Genomic DNA, 26600 nt, shown 5'->3' with positions numbered 1-26600 from the left:
ACCCCAGTTATTTTGCAGGTGCTTTTACACGGTAGAATTGCTTGTGTAGATTGTCGAAGTGGCAAAATTGTAGCTGTTGATTCAATAGCTTAGATCAGCTTGCTGGATAAGCGACCACCGCCGCGAGGCGTGCCGGTTCGATTCCGGCCTTCGGCACCATCGGAACATCAATAGACGTCAACGGACGTCTTTTTTTGTGCCTGAAATCCAGTATCCGCAAGGCTTTCCTCGCTTTTTCACTCAACCTAAGTCAACCTGATTCAATCTACATCAACTTACTGATGCGGGTACATCTGCGGGTATATCCCGGTTCGATAATGTTTGTACCCACACAGAACCCTTGAAAGGATACTCATCATGGCTCTGAGTGATGTGAAGGTTCGTTCGGCGAAACCGGAAGCAAAAGCCTATAAACTGACTGACGGCGAAGGCATGGTTTTGCTGGTTCACCCTAACGGTTCTAAATACTCGAGGTAAACCCATCCCTGACAACCGGGGTGATATCTCTACCCGATTGATGGAGCATATTCGTGATAATCCGGCTAAGGACGTTTACGAAGATAATTTTTTCAGAATTCGTTACTTTCAGAAGGGTACGGCTCATCTAACGTTTAAACGCTTGGAGTTGATTGAGCGTATGAACGACATCATCGCGAAGCACTATCCGGCACTGCTGAGGCAATAGCAGTAATTTTAAAGCCGTTGAAAATCGAATTGGGCATTTTGTAGAGTAACTGACTGAATTTATTGAAACACCTTTAACTAATTTTTTTGTTGCTTCCCTTGAACAGGTAGTGACTGAATTAAGATTAATCCGATAAGATGCAGATATCCCATTTCTAAATCGCCTTACACACGGAGTATGTGATGGTTCAGGATTCCTCTGCATTAGCCTCTTTCTTTCATTCTCATATCGCAAAAAATAATCAATACAGCCCCGATTGGGGCAAAGACTATCGTCAGCTTGTAGAACAGATTCAAGCCGAAAAACCCAACTTTTCTACGGATACAATTCGACAGATTTGGTACGAGCGTAGTAATGGCATCTCCAGCCTCCGACAGGGCGGTATGTCCCAATTTGAATTCGAAACGGCGCAAAAACAGCTGCTCTCTCTCACTCGCATGATGGCAGAAGAGTGTACGCAGGAGAATTACGACCGGGTGATTAAGCGCCTTATTAAACTTAAAGCGGACGAAATATTGAACAAGGTGTACTGGGCTCTCTGCCATCGCGCCTTTGCCGCTCTCTATCCGTCAAAAATTACGAATGTCGTGAATATCAGCAATTTTTTTAGCAGTTACAACTACTGCAATAACCATTTTCAACTTGGCCTTTCAGAGGATCAGGAGTGGTTCGCTCGCAATCTTGATCTCAAGAAAGCATTGCACCGCGCACTAGGTAATGATGTCGATCCTATCGAGCTGAATATGTCTCTCTGGCATCTCTATACGCAGGTTATTCAGAAGAACGATATTGGATTAATTGGTAACGAGACTACCTTGCCGGAAGACGATCAAGACGAGGAAGTTACCACCCCGCAACTGCCAAAAAATACTATCCTCTATGGTCCGCCAGGTACTGGTAAAACTTACCGCACAATCGATCTGGCCGTACGTGCTTGTGAACCGGCAGCCTACTCGCTTCAGGAAGGTAAAGAGGAGCACGAAAAACGCCGTGAGCTGAAAAAGATTTATGACCGACTTATTGCTGAAAAGCGGGTGCGCTTTATCACCTTCCATCAGAGTTTTGGCTATGAAGAGTTCATCGAAGGGCTAAGAGCAGAGACTACCGAAGACGGCAATGTGCGCTACGAAATCAAAGCGGGCATTTTTAAGCAAATTTGTGAAGATGCTGCTTTTGGTCACGCCGGTGTTCAGCAGAAGCTTGACGAGGCACTTGCCCGCCTACAAGAACGTTTATCTGAAACTGGAAGCATTACCCTTGAAACACTGCAGGGCAAAGCCTTCCAACTGGCTTACAAAAGCCAGACCACCTTCGGTATTTTCCCTTCGCAATCGAAAAAAGAAGATTTAGGGCAGGGCTACAATGCTTACCTTAAGAATATCAGTCTGGTTTACCAAAACCCTCAGGCAAAGGTACACAATCCGTCATATGTACGTAGCATCCTTAATTACTTGATTAAACAGGAAGGTTTGCCTTCCAATCCACAGGAATCAGTATCTGAAAAACGACAAAATTACGTTCTGATTATTGACGAGATCAACCGTGGCAATATCTCCAAAATCTTTGGTGAACTGATCACTCTGATTGAAACCTCAAAACGATTCGGAGAACCGGAGGCGCTTAGCGTTATGCTGCCTTACTCTTCTACCTCATTCAGCGTCCCGAACAATCTTTATTTAATCGGCACAATGAACACCGCTGACCGTTCGCTCACCGCACTGGATACCGCCTTGCGTCGCCGATTTGAGTTTGAAGCGATGCTGCCGGATATCACGGTTCTGAAAGATACGGTCGTCAAAGGCATTGATCTGCCACGACTGTTACAGACACTTAATGACCGTATTCAGGTGCTGTACGACAGAGAACATACTCTGGGCCATGCTTTTTTCATTCCGGTTGTACAGGCTAAAGAGGACGAAGAGCTGGCCTTCGAAAGGCTGAAGCGGATTATGCGAAATAAAGTGTTGCCTCTGCTGGAAGAGTACTTCTACAACGACTGGCAAAAAATCCGCATGGTGCTGGGCGACAATCAGAAAAGTGAAAACCCGCACCTACAGTTCGTATGCGAGGTGAAAGACCAGAAACAGTTTGCGGATCTTTTTGGCAATAGCGGAACTGAAGATCTGCATGATATCGGTGCCAGTTTCCATTTGGCCTCTGAGAGCGATGATGTCTGGAATAATCCGCTCGCCTGGCAACAAATTTATGCGCCAAAAAATAGTAAACCTGGGAGCAGGGAATGACATCTTGTCAAAACTTTACCGTCTTCGAGTACGGACTTCTGATTGATGAGAAAGATGGTGGCCGCATAAATAATGCGGTCGTTTTGCCCTCCAGGCTGTTTGAGTGGCTTGAGGAACGGTGTCTGAAAGATGACGCGGATAACACTCATCGTCTGCTAACCCTGCGCAGCCGGGGGAGTGTAAAAACTCTGCAAGTAAAAAATTATGCTGGTGTTATCTCTCTTCCAGGAAATGCGTTTATTGAAGTGTTGCCAAAAACGGGGCGGCGTGATGAGAACATTGATAATGCGCGTCAGCAGCTTTTGATGATGCTACGTACGCTAAAATCTTTTCGCCATATTGCCACTTCAGCATCCAGAGTTCGAACCTCGAAGATGCCGCTGATGGATGTATTTATTCAACAGTTTATCGATAGCGTACAGCAGATTGTGCGCCAAGGTTTAAAGCGTGACTATATACGTCAGCAGGACAATTTGCCCTGGATGAAAGGAAAGTTACGGGTCTCCGCACAATTAAGCAAAAACTGTGTGCGTCGGGATCGCTTTCAAGTGGAGTTTGACGATTACAGCGCTGAACGTCCGGAAAACCGAATACTGAGAGCTGCGATCGATAAAATTCGCCGTCAGATCAGCAATCCACAGTTACTACTACAAGTTAACTCTTTACAGGTCCACTTTGACGATATTGCGCCTGTTGGTGATTTTCGCATTGCCTTCGACCAGGTGTGTCTCGACCGACATATGCGTCACTATGAGCTTGCTTTGGCGTGGGCGCGGCTGATTTTGATGGGGCAGTCGCCCCACTGCATGCAGGGTGACGCCAACGCAATTTCACTGCTTTTCCCAATGGAAGCTGTGTTTGAATCTTTTGTGACTGCGTGGATGCGTCATCGTTGTAACGATAACTGGCATGTCAAGGCACAGGTGGATTCGCACACCTTGGTTCGTCTCAATGGCAAAGGAGTTTTTAAGCTTAGGCCCGATATCCATCTACGACCCCGTGGGGAGAATGGGGATCAGGCGATGATTTGTGATGTTAAATGGAAAATGGTGGAAAGCGGAAAGGCGACACTCGAACAGTCGCAGGCTGACCTCTACCAGTTGCTGGCCTACGGTTTGAACTATCAGGATGGAATAGGGGATATGCTTCTGATTTACCCTTCACATGAGGGTTTTAATCAGCCATCAGCTCATCCCTATGAATTCAGCCATCAAAAGGAAAACCCGCTGCGTTTATGGGTTGTGCCATTTATCATTGGCGACACTTTGCAAAATTCTGGCCTGCATTTCCCTGATGGGAAAAACTTGATATAAAATCCCTGTTATTCTCTTTTCACGGTTAGCCATATCGGTGATGGGTAATACCATTCCAACACCACGGGATGTCCACTTTTTGCTTAAGTGGACATCCCTGCGCATTTCTTGCATGTTTACTTTTTGGTTTCCACCTGTGGTAATTTTTCAAGTGTCAGCAGCTCCTGACTCTTTACCCTACGGCAATGAGAAACTGCATCCTGAAGTTTGCCACGAACGCTATCATCATAGGCGGTATCCAATAGTTGGTATTGAAGACTGTCTTTGTATGATTGAATGATATTTAGTGGACAGATAAGGCGTATGTCTCCGAGTGAATAAATTTTCACTGCCTTAAGTAAATAGTATTTTTCATCTGAAGATCGTACACTCTGCCAGGCCGAGTCTCTAAAATATTCAGCAGGATATGCGGCAGTCGGTACGCCATAAGTATGAGGTGTCAGGTCCATTATCCCTGATGTTTTAAGGAACATCGTTAGTATCAACGCTGGTACCATATGCACAAAAGTAAAAATGAGGAATAGTATTCCAGCCATGATTCCACCCGTAACAGTTACTTGATGTAACAAGCTGGTGCGGGTTCTTAACCTGAGGAAAACAACGCCGGGAATAAGTGAGAAAATAATCAGGAACATGGATAGCGCTATAACAGTCAACGCCTGCCAGATCTCGTTTGTTCCGTCCGGAAACTCCAACGTACGAAGAAATAACTCAAGAGGAAAAATATATATACAGGCTGTAAGGGAGAAGAGCACTGGTTGTAAAAAATGCATAGAAAGAACCTTTTTGATCTTCTTCCACTTACCCTCTGTGCTTATCAGTCTATAAGTAATAGAGCCATTGAACCACAGGGAAAGTATAAAGCTGCAAAGCCAAATAGTACTTAACTGAAGTGACACATTCTGTGCAACTTCTTTTCCAACGTTGTGCATGAGGAAAAAATAGCCAAAAAATATCAGTATTGACAATAGCGAGGTCAGAAGAACGATTTTGATGTTGTTTTCTGTCAGCTCATTCCGGAAACTGCTTTCCCCCTGATAGTTGGAAATAAAGAGTCCCGTCAGTATCGAGGGCATAAATAATACAATGCAAAAAAGGAGCATGCTGACACAAGCAAAGACCATCAGATAACTGAATAATGATGAAAAAGAGATGCTGTCAAAAAAAAGTCCTGTTTGTCCAATACGCGCAAGATGCGACCAGACAAACAATGCCGCAATAGAAGTTGACGCGAACGCAGGTGTAAGGATTGTTAAAAACCAAGAACGTATTTTTATAAAGCGTTTGTTTATTCTGTTATTTTCCATATTCTAGTATCCATCCAAGTTTGACATATGGCCTAAATAGCTGTTCCTAATTGTGCTACACCTTGTGTCGAGCCTTGCTGCGTAAGGGATTACTCATTATCGGCAAGAAATCCAGCTACCACAGTGCTTCACTGAACACTATGGTTAATTGGCTAAAAACCACTCAGTGCGTCAAGTGGAGCGGTATTCGGAACAGCTATTTAGCTAATGACTCCATTTTAGGTCATAGCTCACCAACTACCTCTCAGGTGATTATGTTCAGTTGTTGCCCTTCAGGAAAGCAGCTCTTCCTACCTGGATCTTGCATTCAAAGCTTTATAAGTGTTCTACTGATATAGCTTTATACCCACTAATGTTGTCTGTTTTTTATACGGATTGTAACTTGTGGGTACAAGTGCGGGTATAACCATTTATTCCTGCTTCTAAACTACATTGATATCAGTCTGTTGGGTGTGAAATTCGAGTCCGGCCTTCGCACCACGTATGCAAATTAAAGTCGCTCAAGGGCGGCTTTTTTTGTGTCTGAGCTCTGAAATTTGCAGCGTTTACCCCGTCTAATCCCTCAGCCTGTTTCAGTCAACATCAACTGAAAAGAGATATGCTCATCAACGGATATTGCATCATTCAATAATGTTTGTAATCACGCACATTCTCTTCAGAGCTCCCTCATCTGGTTAAAATAAGGTGAAGGTTAGTCCGGTCGAATCTGTAGGAATAGCCTGCAAATTACCTGAAATAAAAGGTGTAAAGGATTTAAGGCAGATTTATGAACATTAACGTTTTGATCGAAGGCCCCTCCCTGGACCTTCCTCTAATTTGCTAATAGCGAGCAGCTACCGTTTCATTGCCTCAACCAGTCTTAGCCGGTCAGATTTGCTCATATTTCCCGCCAGGCTATCCAGATCTTGCTGATTAAGCTGCGATGGTAAATAAGGCAGTAAAAAGATGGCTGTTGATAACCTGCTGTCACCCGTGCCATTGAGCATATTTACCGCATCATCCACGCTGATTTTAGCGGGCAAGACACTACCTAATGCTTCTATTGTCCGCTGGCGAGTACTGTTCTTAGTCATGCCCAAAAGTGTCAGAACTGATGTGCTATCCTGATCTTTTGCCAGTCGTGAAGCCAGTAAATAAACCCCGGAATACCACGAATCGTTCATGCTTCTTAAGATAGATTCTGTATCGCTCCCCTTCAGTCCAGCAGCTAAATGAGGAACCAACGATTCCAGGCCGCGTGAACGTGCGCTGTTTTGCGTATTACCTAACAAATGCGCTCCTTCAGCCGCAGTTAGATTATCAGGTAGCCTTGGCGCAAGTGTAGAAAGTGTAGCGGTCCAGCTGTCATTCGTATTTTCGAGTAGTTTCAGTGCGCCGGAAAGCGTCAGCGTTTTTGGAAGCACTGGTTGCATCGCTTCAATGGTATTGCTGCGCTGGCTATTATTAATGGACGTCAATAACATGCCAAAGCTCTCTTCGGGAAGCGGCTGAGGCAGCAAATTGACCAGCGTGCGAATGGCTCCGCTTCGGCTATCATTCATCGGCCTTAAGATTCTCTCGACAATGGCCAGGTCAAATGGTGCAACGGCTTTGGGAGCAATGTGCTCAAGTACGCGAGCGCGGCTTGAGGATGAAGTGGTTCCCAGCAATGCCAGAACCTCTTCACTTTTGAGGTTATCTTGTAAGGCCGGATTTAACGTAGTGACTGCAGATGCCCAGCTATCACCGGTTAAATTCAGTAGTTTCAGCGCGTCAGGAACAGCAATGGGTTGCTCTGTGAAAGGCAGCAGATTTTCGATTAGATTGCTACGCTGGCTGTTTTTAGTGCCGCTCAGCAGCGACAGCATTTGTTCCGCAGTGAGCTTCTGACTTTCCATTAGCGGACTTTTTTGTAATGCCTCAATACGATCACCAGGAGGCAGTTGTCTGGTGCTGGCTACCAATGTACTGATGTCGTCTGTTGCTGCTTCCTTTTCAGGTGCGGCAGAGCGGGTGGGATTTTGTGAAGGTGTCACCACTTTGGCTTCACGATGCTGTGGCTGCTCGGCTTCAGATGGCGCTGATTTAGTGGCAGAGGGAGCAGCCTGTGGAGACGGTGCTGGCTGAACGGTCTGCGTCTGAGGCGTGTCATCCCGCGATGTCACGATGACAACGCCAGAAATCGCTATGAGCGCTAGTGCACCGACGCCCATATAGATTTTATTATTGGATTTTGGTTTCTGTGAAGTAACCTTTTCAGAACGGGCATGCTTCGTGGGATCTTTAACGTCGCTGGATTTTAAACTTTCTGTCAGTGCCGGATTATCGACTACGATAGCGGGCCTCGCACCGGAAACATTCAGTTTACTGGCGGCTATCTGGCGGAGAAGCGCTTCCGTCAGTCGTGTCATGGTTCCTTCATAGTTAGCAAACAAATCAAGGAACTGAGCATTAGTCAGGCTATACACCAGCGCATTACGTGGGACTACATCTTCAATTCGTACCGGTATCATCGGTTTACTTTGGCCACTGGCAATGGCCATTTCACGCGGGATTTCTTTGGAATTATTCGCGTGGTCGCTAAATAACAGCACCATTGCTGGAGCCGCCTCAAGCGCATCAACAATAGATTTCTGATAATCGGCACCGGGTTCAATGTCACGTGAGCTAATCCAGCAAGGAACGCCACGTTTTTCCAGATCGTTAATGAGTCGATAGGCCCAGTCCCGATCGCGGGAAGAGTGGCTAATAAAAATTGGTGATGACATATCTATCTCTTTCCTGAAATCAAAATAAAGTCATAGTGGTAATTTGCTGGAGCTAGTGAAGATGTACCACTTATCCCTGTCATCCAATACTATTTCAAGGAACTGCTTAACTTCTTTGCGCAGCGCGGCTTCATCTGTCAGTAACCTCTGCTCGTTAACAACCAGTCCTTGTGCGAAGTTATCCAGCAATAGTTTTGTCTGATGGCACTGCTGCGCTAATTTTTCATATTCAGCGGTTGAGGCAATGCCGTGGCAACATGAGCCAAGCGCGGGAAGAATGGCAGAAAGGGCAGAAAGCGCGGCCGAGTGGACAAAAAAGTGCGCCAGGCAGCAGACCAGCGTCAGAATAAAGCTCCATTTGGCAATAGTATGAAGGCGATGCTGAACAAAATGATATTCGTTTTTTTTCTGAGCGTTGTAGGCCTGTTGTTCGGCGAGTATTACTTGTAAGCGGCGAAACATCGTTTCGGCGGAGGGAATGGAGGCATTCAGTACGGCATCCGGAATATGATACTTACGAATCACATTGTCTGGTTTAAGCCAGACTATCGCGTCCTGATAGCGTAAAATTTCACTATGAGTACGATGCCGCTGCCAGTTTCCCCGCCAGTTCTGAAATAGAAGACGGCCAGATCCATTATCTTTGTTTGACATGCCGGAAACATAGATGGCGATAATTAACGCAATTGCGATCAGTTCCAGTAATACAAATAAAAAGCCATAATGATGAATGGTTTCTTCCCGAATTATTCCAGAAATAGGGATGACTGCGAACACTACCGCAAGGAATCCAAGGGTATAACTTAGCAGAACGCCGCCACGAAATAAGCAACTGTAATGATGCGACTGTTCTTCATGCCAGTTCAGATCATGCCACTCATCGGTGTAGGAAGACGGAGAGGCTTCTTCATGATGGCTTTGCTCATGCTGGCTATGTTTTTTTAAATAGGCGTTATGCCATGTTGAGATTTTTTTAAGCGTAAAATGTAAAGGGTTCATTTATCCTGTACCACATCCAAAGGTATTAATTTGCGATTAGTCACTATTTTTTTTTTGCCCAGGGCTCGGAAATAATAATATTGCTCATTATTAACTGCGGTTTTCAAAACAGTAAAGTCCTGAAACAGATGAGTAATCTGGGCAGTGCCACCCATTCCCTGTGCCGGCTTGCCATTCCATGCAGAGAAAAGAACATCGGATTGGTTTGCGATATAAACGCCTACGCTAAGGTACTGAAAATTTCTGCCGTAAACATCAGGCTGAATCTCGCTTTCCGCTAGCCATGGGCAGCGCGGTAGAGTAAAGACCGTTTGCGCCCTTTCCAGTAAAGAATGAAATTCAGCGAGGGAATCTGGAAAATCATGTTCGTAATTTTTCTGTTCAAGGGGAAGTGGTACGCAATAAGGAATGCCCAGTTGTAATAATGCCTGAGCAAAAATGCGGTCTGCACCTTCCGCAAGCGGCGTTAAGCCACATACCGCATTACCATCAGCTAGCAGTAACTCACTCTGACGTAATATTGTTTTAAACAGATTTTCAGGATCTGGTATGCGCCGATGACCGGTAATTCCCCAGACGGATTTTCCCTCGGCAGGCATACGTTATCCCTTCAGTTAAGCAGGCTATTTTTCTCACAGAATACAGGATGCCTTTAACATTACAACTGCCAAAGTCAATAGTTTGAATCTCTAAGTCTGCATCAGCAGGCAGGAAAAAAAGCAATAGTGAACAGCCAGAGAGTACAGCCCGGATGTGATTACCTGTACACAGTCAAAAAATAAAATTGAGAGATCAGGCAAAGTATTGTCTCACTACAGGCCCATGTTTTGCATTCTGTATGCAGAATAGGGCAAAACTAAAGTCGCCTGCTCTCAAAGAGCAAAGGGATAATCGCTGTACAGTACTAAAATCGGACAGGTATCCCTTTCATGCTCCGGCTGGCGCAATAAAGCTAAATCAAAAAACGCATTATGAGTCTGTTTAAACAGGTAGTAAGAATCGGCCTGTTGAGGCACTGTTATCCATTGTTAAACACATTAGAAAAAGTTAAGCTAAAAAGTTACGGGTCTCAATAACGGAGAGGCCTGCACAGTGATGGATTGATACTGCTGATGACTAAATCCAGCTTTGAGTTTCTTAAAGGCGTCAACGACTTTACTTACGCTATCGCCTGCGCGGCGGAGAACAATTATCCGGACGATCCCAACACCACGCTGGTTAAGATGCGTATGTTTGGTGAAGCGACAGCTAAACATCTTGGCCTGCTGCTGGGTATACCGACCTGCGAGAATCAACACGATCTCCTGCGTGAGCTGGGTAAAATTGCGTTCGTTGACGACACCATCCTTTCTGTATTCCACAAATTGCGCCGTATTGGTAACCAGGCGGTGCATGAATACCATAACGATCTCGACGACGCGCAGATGTGTCTGCGGCTCGGTTTCCGTCTGGGTGTCTGGTACTACCGTCTGGTCACCAAAAATTATGACTTCGCGGTACCTGTCTTTGCATTGCCGGAACGTGGTGAAAACTTCTACTACCAGGAAGTGCTGACACTGAAACAGCAGCTGGAACAGCAGACTCGCGAAAAAGCGCAGAGTCAGTCAGAACTGGCAGCGCAGCAACAAAAACTGATCAGTCTGAATGGTTATATCGCTATTCTGGAAGGTAAGCAGCAGGAAACCGAAGCACAAACGCAGGCACGGCTCGCGGCACTTGAAGCCCAGCTGGCTGAGAAAAATGCGGAGCTGGCGAAACAGACCGAGCAGGAACGAAAAGCTTATCAGAATGAAATTACCGATCAGGCCATCAAACGTACGCTCGACCTGACAGAAGAAGAAAGCCGCTTCCTGATTGATGCGCAGCTGCGTAAAGCTGGCTGGCAGGCCGATAGCAAAGCATTGCGCTTCTCAGAAGGCGCACGTCCGGAGCCGGGTGTCAGTAAAGCAATTGCTGAATGGCCAACCGGTAAAGATGAAACGGGCAAGCAGGGCTTTGCAGATTACGTTTTATTCGTTGGCCTTAAGCCCATCGCGGTCGTTGAGGCGAAACGTAAAAATATCGACGTTCCCGATAAACTTAACGAGTCCTATCGCTACAGTAAATACTTCGACAATGCATTCTTGCGCGATACGTTACTGGAAGAGTTCGCTGCCGAAGAGGTGCACGAAGCGGTGCCAGCGTATGAAATCAGCTGGCAGGATACCAGCGGTGAACAGCGCTTTAAAATTCCCTTCTGCTACTCCACCAACGGGCGCGAATACCGCGCGGCGATGAAGACCAAAAGTGGCATTTGGTATCGTGACGTCCGTTACACCACCAACATGTCGAAAGCCTTGCCGGAGTGGCATCGACCGGAAGAGCTGCTGGATATGCTCGGCAGCGATCCGCAGAGGCAAAATCAGTGGTTTGCTGATAATCCGGAGATGAGCGAATTGGGCCTGCGCTACTATCAGGAAGATGCTGTGCGGGCGGTAGAAACTGCCATCGTGAATGGGCAGCAGGAGATCCTGCTGGCGATGGCCACCGGTACAGGCAAAACCCGTACCGCGATCGCTCTGATGTTCCGTCTTATTCAGTCCCAGCGTTTTAAGCGCATTCTCTTTCTGGTGGACCGACGTTCTCTCGGTGAGCAGGCACTGGGCGCATTTGACGATACGCGTATTAACGGCGATACCTTTAATAGCATCTTCGATATCAAAGGGCTGACGGATAAATTCCCGGAAGACAGTACTAAAATTCACGTTGCCACGGTTCAGTCGCTGGTTAAACGCACCTTGCAATCGGACGAACCCATGCCGGTTGGCCGTTATGACTGTATCGTCGTGGATGAAGCACATCGTGGCTACATTCTTGATAAAGAGCAGACTGAGGGAGAACTGCAATTCCGCAGCCAGCTTGATTATGTCTCAGCCTATCGTCGTATTCTGGACCACTTTGATGCCGTCAAAGTCGCGCTGACCGCCACGCCTGCACTGCATACGGTGCAGATCTTCGGCGATCCGGTTTATCGCTACACCTACCGTACTGCGGTTATCGACGGTTATCTTATCGACCAGGATCCGCCGATTCAGATCATAACTCGCAATGCACAGGAGGGCGTCTATCTTGCTCAGGGAGCGCAGGTAGAACGCATTAACTCGCAGGGTGAAATGATCAACGATACCTTGGAAGATGAGCAGGAATTTGAGGTTGCCAGTTTTAACCGCGACGTGATTATTCCCGGATTTAACCGCGCTGTCTGTAATGAACTGACCGAGTATCTTGATCCAACCGGGCTGCAAAAAACACTGGTGTTTTGTGTCACTAATGACCATGCCGATATGGTAGTGGAAGAGCTGCGTGCCGCGTTTAAGAAAAAGTATCCGCAGCTGGAACACGACGCGATTATCAAGATTACCGGCGATGCCGATAAAGACTCACGCAAAGTACAGACCATGATCACCCGCTTTAACAAAGAACGGCTGCCAAATATCGTTGTCACTGTCGATCTGCTGACCACCGGCGTGGATATCCCGTCGATTTGTAATATCGTTTTCCTGCGTAAGGTACGCAGCCGCATTCTGTACGAGCAGATGAAAGGCCGTGCGACGCGCCTTTGTCCTGCGGTAGCGAAAACGAGCTTTAAGATTTTTGACTGTGTCGATATCTATGGCTCGCTGGAAAGTGTCGATACCATGCGCCCGGTGGTTGTCCGTCCTCAGGTCGAACTGCAAACGCTGGTCAATGAAATCACTGATTCTGAGACCCACAAAACGATCGAGGCAGATGGTCGCAGCTTTGCCGAGCACAGCCATGAACAGCTGATCGCTAAGCTCCAGCGTATTATCGGCCTGGCCACGTTTAATCGTGACCGCAGCGAAACTGTAGATAAGCAGGTGCGTCGTCTGGATGAACTATGCCAGGACGCGGCAGGTGTTAATTTTAACGGTTTCGCTTCGCGTCTGCGGGAAAAAGGGGTGAACTGGAGTGCTGAAGTCTTAAACAAACTGCCAGGCTTCATTGGCCGTCTTGAGAAGCTCAAAGCAGATATCAACAGCCTGAATGATGCGCCAATCTTCCTTGATATTGACGACGAAGTGGTTAGCGTTAAGTCGCTCTATGGGAATTACGACACGCCGCAGGATTTCCTCGAAGCCTTTGATTCGCTGGTACAACGTTCCCCGAATGCGCAGCCCGCCCTGCAGGCAGTGATTAATCGTCCGCGCGATCTTACACGCAAAGGACTGGTCGAACTGCAGGAGTGGTTTGATCGCCAGCACTTCGAGGAGTCTTCCCTGCGCAAAGCGTGGAAAGAGACACGCAATGAAGATATCGCCGCCCGCCTGATCGGCCATATTCGCCGTGCAGCGGTGGGTGATGCGCTAAAGCCATTTGATGAACGTGTCGACCATGCCCTTGAGCGCATAAAAGGCGAAAACGACTGGAACAGTGAGCAACTGATTTGGCTCGATCGTTTAGCCACCGCGCTGAAAGAGAAGGTGGTGCTTGACGACGACGTCTTCAAAACGGGTAATTTCCATCGCCGTGGCGGCAAAACGATGCTGCAAAAAACGTTCGACGATGATCTCGATAACCTGCTCGATAAGTTCAGCGATTACATTTGGGACGAGCCTGCTTAACGCGTTATCATCCCCGGCAATGTCTTCTTCTGCGGCCCTGAACAGGGCCGCTGTTTATTTACGGAATACGCAATGAACAACAACGATCTGGTCGCGAAGCTGTGGAAGCTCTGCGACAACCTGCGCGACGGCGGTGTCTCCTATCAAAACTACGTTAACGAACTCGCCTCGCTGCTGTTTCTGAAGATGTGTAAAGAGACCGGTCAGGAAGCGGACTACCTGCCTGAGGGCTATCGATGGGATGATCTAAAAGCCCGCATCGGCCAGGATCAGCTGCAGTTCTACCGTAACCTGCTGGTTCATCTGGGCGCTGATAACCAGAAACTGGTGCAGGCGGTATTTCAGAACGTCAACACCACGATCACTCAGCCAAAACAGTTAACCGAGCTGGTCAGCAATATGGATTCGCTGGACTGGTATAACGGTGCGCACGGGAAATCCCGCGATGACTTCGGCGATATGTACGAAGGGTTGTTACAGAAGAATGCGAACGAAACCAAGTCGGGAGCAGGTCAGTACTTTACCCCGCGTCCGCTGATCAAAACCATTATTCACCTGCTGAAACCGCAGCCGCGTGAAATCGTACAGGACCCGGCAGCCGGTACAGCGGGCTTTCTGATTGAAGCCGATCGCTACGTCAAGTCGCAGACCAACGATCTGGATGACCTGGATAACGATACGCAGGATTTCCAGATCCATCGCGCTTTCGTGGGCTTGGAACTGGTGCCGGGCACCCGCCGTCTGGCGCTGATGAACTGCCTGCTGCATGACATAGAAGGGAATCTCGATCACGGTGGCGCAATCCGTCTGGGAAACACGCTGGGCAGCGATGGTGAAACATTACCGATGGCGCATGTGGTCGCGACCAACCCCCCGTTTGGCAGCGCAGCGGGCACCAACATCACCCGTACTTTCGTTCATCCGACCAGCAACAAACAGCTCTGCTTTATGCAGCATATCGTTGAAACCCTGCTCCCTGGCGGCCGTGCAGCGGTGGTAGTACCGGATAACGTGTTGTTTGAAGGTGGCAAAGGGACCGACATTCGTCGCGATCTGATGGATAAGTGTCATCTACATACTATTCTGCGCCTGCCAACTGGTATTTTTTACGCTCAGGGCGTGAAAACCAACGTGCTGTTCTTCACCAAGGGCACCGTGGCGAAGCCGACGCAGGATAAGAACTGCACCGATGACGTCTGGGTCTATGACCTGCGAACCAATATGCCGAGCTTTGGCAAGCGCACGCCATTCACCGACGACCATTTACAGCCGTTCGAACGTGTATTTGGCGAAGACCCGCACGGCTTAAGCCCGCGCAGCGAAGGCGAGTGGAGCTTTAACGCCGAAGAGGCGGAAATAGCCGACAGCGAAGAGAACAAAAATACCGATCAGCATCTGGCGACCAGCCGCTGGCGCAAATTCAGCCGCGAATGGATCCGCACAACGAAGTCCGATTCGCTGGATATCTCCTGGCTGAAAGATAAAGACAGCATCGACGCCGACAGTTTGCCAGAGCCAGGTATTTTAGCGGCAGAAGCGATGGGTGAACTGGTTCAGGCGATGGGCGAACTGGATGCGCTAATGCGTGAACTGGGTGCAAGCGATGAAGCCGATGCACAGCGTCAGTTGCTGCAGGAAGCATTTGGTGAGGTGAAGGAATGAGTGCGGGGAAATTGCCGGAGGGGTGGGTGCTCTCTAAATTTACAGATTTAATGGATGTACAAGGTGGAACTCAACCGCCTAAATCCGAGTTTATTGCTGAGGAAAAAGAAGGATATATTCGTTTATTACAGATTAGGGACTTTGGTAAGAAACCTGTTCCAACATATATTCCTGAGACAAAAAAACTAAAAACATGCCGAAAAGAGGATTTGCTAATCGGTCGATATGGTGCATCTCTCGGAAGAATATGCACAGGGCATGAAGGGGCATACAATGTTGCTCTTGCAAAAGTGATCTATCCTCAGGAATTAGAACGCTCCTATATTCGTTACTATCTTGAGTCCGAGATATTTCAATTTCCTTTGAAACTATTATCTCGCTCTGCACAAAATGGATTTAACAAAGAGGACCTTAGTAGATTCGATTTTTTACTTGCGCCACGTGACGAACAAAAAATCATCGCTGAAAAACTCGATACGTTGCTGGTGCAGGTTGACAGCACCAAAGCACGTCTTGAGCAAATCCCACAAATCCTGAAACGTTTTCGTCAGGCTGTGTTGGCTGCGGCAGTTAGTGGGAAACTAACAGAAGATTATAGGGAAAACCAAGTAATTACTAGCTGGGACAACACTACGCTGGGTACGCTCATTATCGATTCTTGTAATGGTCTTGCAAAACGAAGCGGAACTGATGGCGAAGATATTACTATATTACGTTTAGCGGATTTCAAAAATGCACAACGCATTCATGGTAATGAAAGAAAGATCACATTAGATAGTAAAGAAATAAATAAATACTCCCTAAAGAAAAGCGATATTTTAGTTATTCGAGTAAATGGTAGTGCAGACTTAGCCGGTAGGTTTATTGAATATAAACAGACTTATGAAATCGAAGGTTTTTGCGACCACTTCATACGTTTACGTTTAAATTCAGAAAAAATATCCTCTAGGTTTTTAACTTTCATAGCTAATGAAGGTGAAGGCCGCTTCTATCTTCGTAATAGTTTGTCAACAAGTGCAGGCCAAAATACTATTAATCAGACATCAATAAAAGGCCTTGCACTTTCTCTCCCCACACTCCCAGAACAACATGAAATCGTCCGCCGTGTAGAACAGCTTTTCGCCTATGCCGACACCATTGAGAAACAGGTCAACAATGCCTTAACCCGCGTCAACAACCTTACTCAATCAATCCTTGTGAAAGCATTCCGTGGTGAACTCACAGCCCAGTGGCGGGCAGAAAATTCGGAATTGATCAGCGGTGAAAAAAGCGCCGCCGCGTTGCTTGAAAAAATTAAATCCGAACGGGCAGCCAGCACAGGTAAAAAAGCCTCGCGTAAAAAATTCTGATCCTTATTTTATTGCGCACCTTTTCGGTGCGCGTCTTATTGTTTTCAGCCAGAAAAAATTAATATTTATATTCAAATGATTTTATAAACAGCTTATTTTACGCTGCTTTCAGCTGGACTTTTTTTCGCTTTCCTGATGATATGTACAGGTGTTTAGCGCGGTGCGAATGTGCGCCAACACACCCGCGCCGCTAATCAAAACTACTATTTACGGAGAATAGTAATCATGACTGACGCCCATTCTATTGCACAACTGTCTGAACCAGAAGTCTCACCTTCAAATAACCGTCAATTAACTGTTGGCTACGCGAGCCGCTATCCGGATTACAGTCAGATTCCCGCCATCACCATGAAAGGACAATGGCTGGAAGCTGCCGGTTTTGCCATGGGTACAGTAGTAGACGTAAAGGTAATGGAAGGCTGTATTGTGCTCACTGCCCGGCAGGAGAGCGAACTGATGCAGTCGCTGCGCCAGGTATGCAAGCTGTCGGCGCGGAAACAAAAGCAGGTGCAGGATTTTATTCAGGCCATTACCGGTAAACAGAAAGTCGTCTGAGGGAAAAGCCGCTCCCGACATCGCATCGGGGGCGGTTAAATATCAGGGTGTATAATGTTGAGCGAGGAAATTTCAGGCTGCATTTTCGCGGCCCGCTTGGTATATCGTTAGGCTACATCACTTTACAACACCGAACTGATTCCATGGCTATTCGGCAGGCATTACTCAATACCTCACAAGTAAAATTACGTAACGGGCTAATGTCTTTTGGCACAATTGAGTTGGTGTTAAATGGAAGCGAAACCTGTCAAGGCGGGGGGTTAGAATCCTTATCGCCGTCACCTTGCTCGTAATAACTTTCCTTCTGGTAAAGCCATCAGATCAATCTACAGAGGGAGAGCAGAATTTTTGGACAGCGTTAGCAAAGCTATACAATCAACGCGATATTGAAGGTTTGTGAGGGTTACGCTAATAGTCATCAGAACAGTGCTAACCCTCAACGGTTATCAGATCATAGTCAGAGTGATTGAGAAGAAGATGAATAAAAAAAACGAATTTTATAATAAGTGAAGTAGTTTTTTGCCCCTCGCATTGCCATAAGGTCGTAACAGGGAAGGAGCGTTGAACATGAAAAACAAAATATTGCTGGGTGTCGTATTTCTCTTAACGGGATGTCCTGGGCCTGGCGATCGAATGGTGGGGCGCGTATCTACAACGGCGTTTCTCAAAGACAATCGAGTTTGTGTAGTGTCGCCACTGGAGCCACAAGAAAGTATCACTGCCATTCAAATCAACAGCGATAAAAGTGACTCCTTTCACAGGGTTTTTGATGACAAGCCTGTTTATGTTCCAAAAGGTGAGTGCCTTCCTGTGTTCGGATTTAAATTCACAACAGGAGAGCGATACTATTTCGCCTATGAGGTTCAATCTGCTAAGTCAGTTTCGCATCTAGTCACAGCTGATTTCTCTTATCCCAAAGAATAAGAAGGCGGAGCGCCCGCTTTGTTGCCCAAACCGGCATGCAGCACACCTGGAATATTAATCAATGGTAAGCAGGTTAATGAAACAGCTTCCCGGCTGGACTGTCTGAAAAATCATCTATACCATTCACGAGCAAACTACATAAGGAGATGTAAGTATGAGCACCCGAAGAGAAATTAAGGATGGGGTATCCTTTGACGTACTCGACAGAGGCATAGTTTACACCGAGGTGTTGGGCTGGATTGATATGGGCCATGCCCGTGGCAATGACGTGGCTGCGTTGAGGCGTCAGTTCGCTGAAGGTGAGCGTAGCAGCAAGCCATCTTATCCAGTCATGTACCGGCAGGATATGGGCGTTTTTAAGTTCAAATCGCGGTTTGGCGTTGGGAAGTTTTCTCACTGGGAAATCAAGCGAGGCCGGGACACCGATGAGATTAACAGAATCATGCTGGCGATGATGATAAACACCGCATCCAGATTCGAAAGCCTGCAAAGTCTGCGTTCATTCTCATGGTATACAGACAGCGGTTTCAGTGGCGAGGATTTGGTTTCCGATTTGTTTGGTTTTTATCGGGCTATCATACCGGGTCGGTATGGCTATCGTCTCAAGCCAGTCAGCTATGATTCAGCTGTTCGGCGCTGGGACTACTATGGGGCTATCGGTTCCCATAAAAATCATGGATTCCGTCCGATTCTTTTTCCCGACCCGGATGATAAATGCCTGCGACATCAGCCGTATAAAGTATATCTTCCGCATTTTATGACTTGGCTCAGGCCGTGGAACGATTTCACATCTGGAATTGTTAAGGTCGTTACCAATGATGGGACATCACTCTCATTCATGGGGACGAAGCAATGAAAAACCTGTTTAAGTGGTCCGCGCTTATGGTTGCTACCGTGCTTATTTGTGGCGGTCTGTTTGTCTGGTTTGTTGCAGCGTGCTCAAATGAGGCGACTGTTTACACACAACACGATTTTTTTAAATACCATACACTGACAGACTCAGATATCGAAAAAGCACCACGTATAACGGACGAGTTCTATTTCGAGTCGCACCCTGGCGACGGTTATTCCCCTTCAAATAGCATCGTATTTAAAGGAGCTGCAGATACTGCATCGCTGCGCGCTTATCTCGAAAAGCTGGGATACACGAAGCAAAAGCGCAGTCTGGGTGAAAAGGAAATATGGGCAAGACCTGATCAGTTGGATGGGGATCAGTTCTATCTGTACTTTAATCCCATAACCCGTGAGGTTGAGCTGACCAAGGTTCTGAATAATTGAGTCGCCGAGGTTACGACTTTGAAAAACATTGACATAGCCGGACTGGATAGCCTTATTGCCATCTATTTTGGACAAGACTACGACCTGTTCGGTAGTGGTGAAAGTATCGATGCTCAAATCAACGCATGGATTGCAGATTCTACTCCCGCCTCTCGGCACGGCTTGATAGGTGATATTGAACAATTTATGAGGGAGAGTGACAACCTGGAGCAGGACTTCTAAAGCCGCTATGGCGCGGAATTTTCTACAGAATTATGGGAAACGACGCCAGCAGAATTCCTTAACCTTTTGAAGAAAAAGGTGAGTGCATCTCTTGCTTAAGGCTGAATGCTGATTTGCCATTCGGATAAAAAGCGCCCCCACTATAAACCCTTGCTAATGAGGTTATACCTGCATTGAGTCGCCTGACCGGACTGAATCCACTAAACGGGAAAATGCTATGGCGATGTCGGTCTCTGCCGCTGGTTATCGCGCTGCTGCTGGTCATCGCGCTGCTGCTGACAGGATGCGCCCGCTCTGACGCGTTGTGGACGGTCACGCATGACCTCTGCATGAATAACTATCACTATCGTCGCGATCCAGCTCCCTGCCAGCAAGTCTATCTTCCGCAGGACGCCACACAGGGCTACAGCATCATCCAGAATCCTCGCCATAAGCTGCACTTTATTCTGGTGCCTACGGTAGCGATGTCCGGCATTGAGAGCATTGCGCTGACGCGGCCCGGACGTCCCGATTATTTCGGCTACGCCTGGTTAATGCGTTATCGTCTGATGGCGGCCTATGGCGCTGAAGTGCCGGAGGATCGGCTCGGTATGGCGCTGAACTCCGCTTATGGCCGCAGCCAGAATCAACTGCATATTCATCTGACCTGCCTGCGGGAGGATGTCTATCGCCAGCTTCAGGCCGAGAGGCGCTATATTGGTGATGACTGGCGACCCTTGCCCGACCGTTTGCTAAACCACACCTACTATGCCCGACGCGTTATGCAGCCCACGGCGATGGGGATCTATCCTGTCTCCTCCGTAGCGAGCCATTTTCATCTGTCGCCGCCGCAGCTGGCGGAGTCTGGCGTGGCGCTCATCCCCACAACGTTCTCGGGAGAAAAAGGATTTATCCTGCTCACCACCCGGCGCGGCTGGGATAAGGGCAATCGGGCATCCGTTGAGTCGCTACTGGATAAACGCTGCGCTATTCTTTCAGCGCCGCCGGCTGACGTTTCAGTCAGGGAGTAACCAATCTTCATCACCCTGAACCTTCAACCAACCCAACCGCACTGCTGTAATTAAGCCCTCTGATAGCATGAACCCGGCTGAAGAGGACGAGATCACCCGCGCAGAAAAACCAGCTCATGGCTCACGCATGAATAAAGACCAGCGGCCCCGCGCGCTGCCAGTGGCATCCTGTCATGCACACGCTGTAAACCCTCCCTTTTTTAAACAGAGTCATCGACAGCAGAAAACTTCTGGTAGAATGCCGATAAAATGAAACGGTGTTTCATTTATTGAAAGTCATCGGAGGCAATATGTCCAAAAATGCAGCATTACTCCTGGCCACAGGATTTGAAGAAGCAGAAGCGTTTATTACTCTCGATATCCTCAGCCGGCTTGGCATCAAAGTCACCACCGTTGCCTGTCAGACTCAGCGCGAGATCGTCAGCTACCACGGTGCCGTCATTAAAGCAGATACGCTGATTGAAGAATTAGCGGACGCACATTTATTCGATGCGCTGATCATGCCAGGCGGGCCTGAGGGTTCTAAGAATCTGGCCGCCAGCTCTGCTGTTACTGCTTTAATTCAGCGACATGATGACGCCGGCATGTTGATTGCACCTATCTGCTCTGCCGCCGCCCGGGTGCTGGGTGGCAATAACCTTCTGAAAGGCCGTCGCTATACATGTTCAGGCGAGCTGGGGCTGGAGGTCAAAGATGGCGAGTATGTAATGGAGGATGTGGTGGAGGATGGCAATCTGCTCAGTGGCCGGGGGCTGGGTGTCGCCTTCGATTTTGCATTAACGCTGGCTCAGCGTCTCACCGGTAATAAAGGCGCGGTCGATTTCCAGGCTGAACACATTTATTACCGTCCGTGGCTGAAGAGGTCGCTTCGCTAAACGCCCCTGAATTTTAGTCAGCCGCACAGAGCGCTGAGTGTTGTGATAGCAGCAAAAGAGACACCGAATCCTCAGTGTCTCTTTGAATCGCAGCCGTGTTCCACTAGTCATTGGTGACTGGCTTACCGATACAGCCCCGCTTTCCCCACCGAACTAAACAGCGCCATCTTCGCTGCGACCACTTCACTTGCCGCCTGCATCGGTTTAACGAAGAGTGAATTAGGCTCGTGTCCGCCCTGTTTCAGCTCCTGATCCAGCGCCACAAAAAAAGCCTTCTTCATGTCGCTGGAGATATTAATCTTGCCGACGCCATAACGAATCGACTCCGCGACCTCACAGTCTTTGTTACCCGAACCGCCATGCAGCACCAGCGGAATATCCACCACCTTACGAATCTGCTGCAAACGCTCGATATCCAGCTTCGGCTGCTTCCCTTTGGGATAGAGGCCATGCGAGGTGCCGATGGCGACCGCCAGCGTATCGGTGCCGGTTTCGCGTACAAAGGTCTCGGCCTGCTGCGGATCGGTATAGAGAATCTCGTTGCTGCCGCCTTCGCCGCTGCCTTCCGCCACACCGATGGTGCCCAGCTCCGCTTCCACGGAGACATTAATCGTGTGCGCTATCTCGACAATCTTCTTCGTCAGCGCAATATTCTGCTCGAAAGGATGAGACGAGGCGTCAATCATCACCGAGGTAAAACCGGCGTAGATCGCTTTCATCACCTCTTCCAGCGAACGGCCATGGTCCAGATGGATTACCACTGGCACACGCGCCTGAATCGCCAGCGTCCGCAGATAGCCGATAAATTCCGGGCCGGTAAACGCCATCTCCTCAGGATGGATCTCCAGAATCAGCGGTGAATCCAGCCGCTCGGCAGTCTCAACCGCCACCCGTCCAAACTCCGCGCTGGCGATGTTGAACGCGCCCACACCAAACTGATGCTGTTGTGCAACGCTGAGCAGATCTTTCATGTTGTAAAGCATAGGTTTTATCCTTGTTGTTCAGGAACGGAGATATCTTTTTTCAGAAACAGCAGGATCAGCGCCGTCAGCAGACTGCCTGCAGCAATCGCAAACAGATAACCCATGACATTGCTGATCACGTTAGGAATGAAGATGACGAAGATGCCGCCGTGCGGGGCGCGTGAAGCACAGCCCAGCATCATCGACAGGGCGCCCGCTAAGCCGGAACCCGCCACAATGGCCGGGATGACGCGCAGTGGATCGGCGACCGCATAGGGGATCGCGCCTTCGGTAATAAACGACAGGCCGAGGATGTAAGTGACTTTGCCGGTCTCACGCTCTTGCTCTGTGAATTTGCGGCGGAAGAGGGTGGTTGCCAGCGCGATGCCCAGCGGCGGCACCATGCCCGCCGCCATACAGGCGGCAATCGGTCCATAGATGCCGCTCGACATCAGGCCAATCGCAAACATACAGACGGTTTTATTTAGCGGACCGCCCATATCGAAAGCCACCATCATGCCGAACAGCAGGCCGAGGAGGGCGGCGTTAGCGTTACCCAGAGAACTCAGGAAGGCGGTCAGCCAGCCGAGCAGCATTTTAATCGGTTCACCAATCAACAGCGCCATCAGTGCACCGGTCAGCAGCACACTCAGCAGCGGCACAATCAAAATGGGTTTCAGGCCGGCGACCGCTTTAGGCAGATGAATATGGTTATTGATCAACAGCGTGATGTATCCTGCCAGGAACCCCGCAATCAGTGCCCCGAGGAAGCCGGAGCCGGTGTGGATCGCCATCATCCCGCCCACTGCACCCGCCACGATGCCCGCTTTGCCGCTGATAGACTGGCTGATGCCCAGTGCCAGAATCGGCAGCATCAGGGCAAAAGCCGAACCGCCGCCGATATCAGAGAGCATCTTCGCTATCGGGCTGAAATTCGCGTCCCCTGGTGTGGCCGCGGTAATCCCGAATGAAAAGCTCAGAGCGATCAGAATGCCGCCCGCCACGACAAACGGGATCATCAGGTTTACACCGGTGATGAGGTGCACATAAATCTCAGACATCCAGGAGCGGGAACCTGACGTTTCACGGGCACTGTTAGCCGGTTCAGACGCATTCGGCTGCGATGCTGAATCCACCAGGCGGGGAGCCAGCTCACCGTTCACGATGGCGTTTAACAGGCCTTCGGCATCTTTTGCGGCTCGGGTAACGGGCACCTCAATCACGTTTTTGTGCTGGAAGCGCGCCATCTCGACTTTCTTATCCGCGGCAATTAACACCACGTCGGCCCGATGAATATCGTCTTCGCTGAAAATATATTCGCTTTCAATCGCGCCCTGGGTTTCAACTAATACATTCAGGCCCAGTTTTTTAGCCGCTTTTTTCAAATTACTTTCGGCCAGGTAGGTGTGGGCGACACCTGTAGGACAGGCGGTAATGGCAATAATGTTCATAAACGTTCTCCAGTGAAAATTTTATATTTATGTTTTTCGGTCTGAAGGAATGGCTACAACCTGGAATACCTCCTTAAGCTTTTTATCTCATTACATTCTCTGATTTATTCAGGATCCCGAGCGGGACAACAGTAAATGAAACATCTCTTCTCGATGCGGGACAGTCAGTAACTGTTCGACGACATCTTCATCGCCCAGCGCAATGGATATTCTGGCGAGCATTTTGATATGACCGACATCTTTATCAGACTCTTTTACCGCGAAAAGAATCACTAAACGAACACTGGTGCCGTCAATGGTTTCCCATGGAATATCGCGGCGTAAACGGCCCACGGCAATCCGGGTTTTTGCGACGGCAGCGGATTTACCGTGCGGAATCGCAATATGGTTTTCAAATCCGGTAGAGCCTAATTCTTCACGCAGATAAACATCCTTCAGAAATGCTGCTTTATCGGTGACCGCGCCGGTCTGGCAGAGCAGGTCAGTCAACTGAGAAATAATCTGCTCTTTTGTCTGGCAATCGACATCGAGAATAATGCACTCTTCTTTCAGAACTTCATTAATCGCCACGGCTGTTGTCATGTTACTTCTCCATTATTAATTAATTGAATTCGATACCAGACATTCTGTGACTCTTGCGATATCTTTCGCCGAAAACAGCGCTGAAACATAAACCACCGGTTTTTCCAGCGGCTCCAGCCGGATGGTGGATATCACCACATCACACTCATGGCGTTTCAGGGAGTCCGCGATATTTTTCCCAGGCACGATGTCGATGATCTTCCAGTCGGGAAAGGCGCGGATAATCCGCCCGTAAAGCAGCTGCGACGTGCCCAGACCGCTGGAGCAGACCAGCAGTACCCGCTTTACTTTGATGCTGTTTTCAATGGCCGCCTGGATATGCACCGTCAGGTACGCCACCTCATCGTCACTGATCTCATCCAGGCTGTACTCCTGCGTCAGCTGGTTGATCACCGCTTTGACGGCGGCAAAAACCGTTCCCAGCTCGGTCTGGATATCATGCAGCAGCGGATTTTTAATCCGGATGTGATATCTCAGACGGTTCAGCATCGGCTTGATATGCGAGGACAAGGACGCCTGCAGGTTCTGGTCGGTCGTGATTTCAATGTTGATGCGCTGCGCCACCCGGCTAATCAACTCCTGCGCAAAGCGGGTTTCACGTTCTGAAATTAGCGACTCATCCTGCAATGGCACCTCACCGCCCGCTTTACCGGAGGAGACAAGATATTGATAGATAGAGTGAGACTCTTCAGCCACCAGCACCGTATTACAGGCGGTCTCGATGCGCTCTACCACCGCCAGCGAAACCTGCCAGGCGTGATGATCGCTGACCCGGCTCATGGTCACAGCGCGCGCGTCGGTCCTGTGCGTCGGCGAGTGACTGCGGTGAATCAGCACCAGAATGTGGGTAAACAAATTAATGTAGTAAGGATCGCTAATCGTATAGTGCAGTTGCTGTTCAATAAAATTGATGAGTTGCAGGGTAAAATGGACAGCCTGCTGACCAAATTTTTCTGAAAGCTCCTGCAGTGTGCTTTCATCCAGGCGGCTTTCCATCATGTCCTGACGGTTATAAATCGATTTTAATACCAGCGCTTTCATCGCCATGCGAATATTCTGGTCACTGCCTTTAATACTGGTGCCGACGCGGCTTTTCAATAACGTTAAATTAAACTGATGCAACCAGACTTCCAGTGTTTTTAAATCATTCACTATCGACGCGCGGCTGATAAAATATTTATCCGCGAGTTCGCTAATGGATGAACTTTTTGGTGAAAGCATTAATAAATCCGATGCTATTTTCAGCATCCTGAAGTTGCTGCTGAAATCATCCACCTCGGTTGAAAAAATCCGGCGCGCAGCTATTTCTGCCTGGGCATCAGAGAATTTAATTGTGATCCCTCTCCCACTTTTTCCGCTGATATTGATGCCCTGTTCAGCCAGCTTTTCATTAATGTCAGCGATGTCGCGGCGTAAGGTTCGGCTGGTGATGGCTGTTTTTTCAGAAATAAATTGCAGGCTCACGTAACTGTTATGAGAAATAAGCTGTCGCATAATCGTCAGTTGCCGCTCAGTCAGCGCCTTCATCATCATCAGGTTCCGCTTAATTTGTTATTCGAGGTGTCAGTTATCATCTAAACAAAGGCCCTCAGCCATGTAAATATTAAAACATGGCCACAACAGAGTGGGCAGGCTGACCACCTGAAGGGGTATTTTTGAAATAATTCGGGTGGAGTGAAACATGTGAGGGAAGAGATTGGGAGGGTTTTGACAGCTCATCGACAGTGACCGAATTTGGTACGATACTCCGATGGCTATGGGCAGAACCTGTCGGGTCTGCGTGGCGAAATCACTACCTGTTTCAGCCGGGTTAC

At 48.4% G+C, this 26600-nt stretch carries 20 protein-coding genes, 1 tRNA gene and 2 pseudogenes; 15 read left to right on the top strand and 8 right to left on the bottom strand.

Features of this window, described 5'->3' with window-relative positions:
* The first annotated feature begins 52 nt into the window (after nt 1-52).
* From IAI47_RS16600 to IAI47_RS16580, 5 genes and pseudogenes are all read left to right on the top strand, one after another.
* Nucleotides 53-159 (top strand) — tRNA-OTHER (locus IAI47_RS16600).
* A gap of 198 nt (nt 160-357) precedes the next feature.
* Nucleotides 358-474: pseudogene (locus IAI47_RS16595) on the top strand (Arm DNA-binding domain-containing protein); the annotation flags it as partial.
* A pseudogene (locus IAI47_RS16590) lies at nt 473-685 on the top strand (DUF4942 domain-containing protein); the annotation flags it as partial. The pseudogenes IAI47_RS16595 and IAI47_RS16590, both read left to right, overlap by 2 nt.
* Before the next feature lie 182 nt (nt 686-867).
* Nucleotides 868-2928, top strand: a complete 2061-nt coding sequence (locus tag IAI47_RS16585; protein ID WP_008925492.1) for an McrB family protein — start codon at nt 868-870, stop codon at nt 2926-2928.
* Nucleotides 2925-4241 (top strand): McrC family protein, encoded by a 1317-nt coding sequence (locus tag IAI47_RS16580; protein WP_008925493.1) that lies wholly within the window; start codon nt 2925-2927, stop codon nt 4239-4241. Before IAI47_RS16585 ends, IAI47_RS16580 begins: the two co-directional genes overlap by 4 nt.
* Nucleotides 4242-4357: 116 nt before the next feature.
* Here IAI47_RS16580 and IAI47_RS16575 read toward each other — a convergent pair whose 3' ends face one another.
* The 4 genes from IAI47_RS16575 to IAI47_RS16560 form a co-directional block, all read right to left on the bottom strand.
* On the bottom strand, nt 4358-5548 hold the full coding sequence (locus IAI47_RS16575) for a hypothetical protein (RefSeq protein WP_008925494.1): 1191 nt from the start codon (nt 5546-5548) through the stop codon (nt 4358-4360).
* A gap of 833 nt (nt 5549-6381) precedes the next feature.
* The gene (locus IAI47_RS16570; RefSeq protein WP_008925495.1) at nt 6382-8295 is read right to left on the bottom strand and encodes a toll/interleukin-1 receptor domain-containing protein; all 1914 of its coding nucleotides are present in this window, start codon (nt 8293-8295) and stop codon (nt 6382-6384) included.
* Nucleotides 8296-8325: 30 nt separating this feature from the next.
* Nucleotides 8326-9294: a hypothetical protein gene (locus tag IAI47_RS16565; protein ID WP_187961155.1), complete on the bottom strand. Its 969-nt coding sequence runs from the start codon at nt 9292-9294 to the stop codon at nt 8326-8328.
* Nucleotides 9291-9893, bottom strand: coding sequence for a hypothetical protein (locus IAI47_RS16560; RefSeq protein WP_187961154.1), 603 nt, complete (start codon nt 9891-9893; stop codon nt 9291-9293). Before IAI47_RS16560 ends, IAI47_RS16565 begins: the two co-directional genes overlap by 4 nt.
* Before the next feature lie 513 nt (nt 9894-10406).
* Here IAI47_RS16560 and hsdR point away from each other — a divergent pair.
* From hsdR to IAI47_RS16505, 10 genes are all read left to right on the top strand, one after another.
* Nucleotides 10407-13916, top strand: a complete 3510-nt coding sequence (hsdR, locus tag IAI47_RS16555) for a type I restriction-modification system endonuclease (RefSeq protein ID WP_008925498.1) — start codon at nt 10407-10409, stop codon at nt 13914-13916.
* Between the two features lie 72 nt (nt 13917-13988).
* A complete protein-coding gene (locus tag IAI47_RS16550) occupies nt 13989-15578 on the top strand; it encodes an N-6 DNA methylase (protein WP_008925499.1) in 1590 nt (529 codons plus the stop codon).
* Nucleotides 15575-16927, top strand: coding sequence for a restriction endonuclease subunit S (locus IAI47_RS16545; RefSeq protein WP_008925500.1), 1353 nt, complete (start codon nt 15575-15577; stop codon nt 16925-16927). The genes IAI47_RS16550 and IAI47_RS16545 overlap by 4 nt, the downstream gene beginning before the upstream one ends.
* Nucleotides 16928-17152: 225 nt before the next feature.
* A complete protein-coding gene (symE, locus tag IAI47_RS16540) occupies nt 17153-17482 on the top strand; it encodes an endoribonuclease SymE (protein WP_008925501.1) in 330 nt (109 codons plus the stop codon).
* A gap of 567 nt (nt 17483-18049) precedes the next feature.
* Nucleotides 18050-18406 carry a putative T6SS immunity periplasmic lipoprotein gene (locus IAI47_RS16530; protein ID WP_008925502.1) on the top strand — a complete coding sequence of 119 codons (357 nt, stop codon included), beginning with the start codon at nt 18050-18052 and terminating at the stop codon, nt 18404-18406.
* A 154-nt stretch (nt 18407-18560) separates the two neighbouring features.
* Nucleotides 18561-19262: a hypothetical protein gene (locus IAI47_RS16525; protein ID WP_008925503.1), complete on the top strand. Its 702-nt coding sequence runs from the start codon at nt 18561-18563 to the stop codon at nt 19260-19262.
* On the top strand, nt 19259-19684 hold the full coding sequence (locus IAI47_RS16520; protein WP_008925504.1) for a hypothetical protein: 426 nt from the start codon (nt 19259-19261) through the stop codon (nt 19682-19684). Before IAI47_RS16525 ends, IAI47_RS16520 begins: the two co-directional genes overlap by 4 nt.
* Before the next feature lie 18 nt (nt 19685-19702).
* Nucleotides 19703-19906 (top strand): contact-dependent growth inhibition system immunity protein, encoded by a 204-nt coding sequence (locus IAI47_RS16515; protein WP_008925505.1) that lies wholly within the window; start codon nt 19703-19705, stop codon nt 19904-19906.
* 212 nt (nt 19907-20118) lie between these two features.
* Nucleotides 20119-20916, top strand: coding sequence for a CDP-diacylglycerol diphosphatase (locus IAI47_RS16510; protein WP_033743104.1), 798 nt, complete (start codon nt 20119-20121; stop codon nt 20914-20916).
* A 290-nt stretch (nt 20917-21206) separates the two neighbouring features.
* A complete protein-coding gene (locus tag IAI47_RS16505) occupies nt 21207-21791 on the top strand; it encodes a DJ-1 family glyoxalase III (protein WP_008925507.1) in 585 nt (194 codons plus the stop codon).
* Nucleotides 21792-21913: 122 nt separating this feature from the next.
* Here IAI47_RS16505 and IAI47_RS16500 read toward each other — a convergent pair whose 3' ends face one another.
* The 4 genes from IAI47_RS16500 to IAI47_RS16485 form a co-directional block, all read right to left on the bottom strand.
* Nucleotides 21914-22774, bottom strand: coding sequence for a ketose-bisphosphate aldolase (locus tag IAI47_RS16500; protein WP_008925508.1), 861 nt, complete (start codon nt 22772-22774; stop codon nt 21914-21916).
* 5 nt (nt 22775-22779) lie between these two features.
* Nucleotides 22780-24204, bottom strand: coding sequence for a PTS fructose transporter subunit IIC (locus IAI47_RS16495; RefSeq protein ID WP_008925509.1), 1425 nt, complete (start codon nt 24202-24204; stop codon nt 22780-22782).
* A gap of 108 nt (nt 24205-24312) precedes the next feature.
* Nucleotides 24313-24786 carry a PTS sugar transporter subunit IIA gene (locus IAI47_RS16490; protein ID WP_008925510.1) on the bottom strand — a complete coding sequence of 158 codons (474 nt, stop codon included), beginning with the start codon at nt 24784-24786 and terminating at the stop codon, nt 24313-24315.
* Between the two features lie 15 nt (nt 24787-24801).
* A complete protein-coding gene (locus IAI47_RS16485; protein WP_255348848.1) occupies nt 24802-26280 on the bottom strand; it encodes a transcription antiterminator in 1479 nt (492 codons plus the stop codon).
* Between the last annotated feature and the right edge of the window lie 320 nt (nt 26281-26600).

The organism is Pantoea sp. MT58 (assembly GCF_014495885.1).
GTDB lineage: Bacteria > Pseudomonadota > Gammaproteobacteria > Enterobacterales > Enterobacteriaceae > Pantoea > Pantoea eucalypti.
This window is presented reverse-complemented; position numbering and strand designations above follow the sequence as displayed.